Below are 1,504 nucleotides of genomic sequence, written 5' to 3'. Positions count from 1 at the left end.
AACAATATTATAAAGTAAAAAGGCAGTTGAAAGTTCATTAGATTGAACTTTCAACTGCCTTTAATAAAAATTAGACTTTTTCAGTGCCCTCCTTAAGAAGCGGGGGTGTTGTTGGTGTGGGATTGGTAATGCTTCGCTAAGAAGTGGTCTATGGCGGCTGCATAGGCTTCAGGATCCTCGTTATATGATTGGGCGTGGGCGCCTTTAGGGGCAAGATAGATTTCTTTAGGACCCTTTTTCTTCTCGTATAACTCCTTTGTCATATCAGGAAGAATATAATCATCTTCTTCGCTATGAATAAACAAGACAGGTTTTCGGATGTGTTCAACCGCTTTGAGCGGTGAAATATCCCCTATGCGGAAGCGGTCTTGTACATAGACGGCCCATTCTGTTAACCGGATGAGAAGGGAAGGCGCGCATTTAATTTCACGCTTCATCTGATGTGTCACCTGGGCGCGAAAATCAGAGAAGGGGCAGTCGGCGACATAAAAGTCGGCCCGGTCCTCAACTGTTCCGGCATACAATAGTGCGGTCGCTGCGCCCATTGATTCACCATGAATGCCGAAGGATATCCCTTCTCCTTCTCGACGGATCAGCTCTTGAACAACTGCCTGCAAATCGTCTTTTTCATAGTACCCGTAGCTCGTTGTTGTCCCGCCCGATTCTCCGTGCCGTCGGTGGTCGTAGATAATCGCATTAAATCCTCTCTCTAGAAATATATTCATGTATTTAATAGAGTTAGTTTTCGTTTCGGTCACACCGTGACAAAAGATCATGTACGGGCCGCCTGGGTGGGGAGTGACGAATACAGCTTTTAAGCGGTAGCCAAAGGGAGACTGAATCCAGGCCTCTTCCTTAGGGAGCTGGTCATAATAATGGATATCCAGCCGCTTTGCCTCTATTTCACGCTGGCGGATCATCGTCTCTGCTTTTTTGCTCATATGTAACACGCGTCCCGACAAGTAAGCGCTGGCAGCGGCTGTCAGTGCCGCAGACACACCTAATGCAGTTAGCCACTTTCTCATTTATTGTCACCTCACAGTATTTTCCTCATTAGTTTACCACTTTTTGAAGAAGATCATTTGAACGAAAGAGGCGATCACCGGTACAATAAGAGAAATAGAAAGGCAGAAAGGGTAGAGACGATGAAGAAAAGAACGAATGAAAGTAAGAAAAAGGAACAGGATCAATTAACAGTAAAGGATACATTAAGCGGCGATCTCTTTGCGAAGCTCCAGGAGAAGAAACAGCAGCTGAAGGCAGAAGAGCAGAAGAAGCAGGAAGAGGCGCAGAGGAAGAAACAAGAGGAGCGTCAGCAGCGGGAGAAGAATAAAAGCTTTGAAGAGCTGTTAAATGAAAGCAATATGGATTGGAAGAAATTCAAGTAAGAAAGCGGCCATGATTGGCCGCTTTTTCTTGTGTGCCAGGCATGGCAACTATCTAGGTGGTGAGAGTCCACTGTGGGGGTACACATCGACCAACCACTAAGGAAGCGCAAGGTACT

The 1,504-nt window shown here is 45.9% G+C and carries 2 protein-coding genes; one reads left to right on the top strand and one right to left on the bottom strand.

Annotated elements, in window-relative coordinates:
* Positions 1–92 precede the first annotated feature (92 nt).
* Entirely contained in the window at positions 93–1,025 is a 933-nt protein-coding gene (locus QY97_RS19135; RefSeq protein WP_039236864.1) for an alpha/beta hydrolase, read from the bottom strand.
* A gap of 57 nt (positions 1,026–1,082) precedes the next feature.
* Here QY97_RS19135 and QY97_RS19130 point away from each other — a divergent pair, with 57 nt between their 5' ends.
* Positions 1,083–1,388, top strand: a complete 306-nt coding sequence (locus QY97_RS19130) for a YqkE family protein (protein ID WP_326497402.1) — start codon at positions 1,083–1,085, stop codon at positions 1,386–1,388.
* Positions 1,389–1,504: the final 116 nt, after the last annotated feature.

The organism is Bacillus thermotolerans (assembly GCF_000812025.2).
Taxonomy (GTDB): domain Bacteria; phylum Bacillota; class Bacilli; order Bacillales; family Domibacillaceae; genus Quasibacillus; species Quasibacillus thermotolerans.
The sequence above is the reverse complement of the archived record's forward strand: the minus strand, read 5'-3'. Positions and strand labels throughout refer to the sequence as shown.

Excerpts from the sequence above, each read along its gene's own strand:
- QY97_RS19135 (WP_039236864.1), bottom strand. The coding sequence starts at position 1,025 with ATGAGAAAGTGGCTAACTGCATTAGGTGTGTCTGCGGCACTGACAGCC.